At 61.7% G+C, this 206-nt stretch carries 1 protein-coding gene; it reads right to left on the reverse strand.

What is annotated here, in order from left to right; genetic code table 11:
• Positions 1-206, reverse strand: a 206-nt coding sequence (locus ACYP33_RS30905; protein WP_459625035.1) for a hypothetical protein, incomplete at both ends; no start/stop codon positions are given.

The raw sequence follows: 206 nt of genomic DNA on the forward strand, positions 1-206 counted from the left end.
ACCTTGCCGTCATCGCCCACCAAGCCGCTATCTTTCAAATTTTTGTTCGTGGCGAACAATTGAGCACCGTTGACTGCGTCCGTGCTCGTTTCCGTCAGCGCGCCGGCCTTCACGTTCGACAGCGTCGTGCCGCTCGCTCCAGCCAACGTCACCTTGTCCTTCGCGGGACCGTCGTACGTCACCGCAGCGACCGCCTTGCCGTCGTC

This window comes from Burkholderia sp. 3C, from assembly GCF_054589155.1.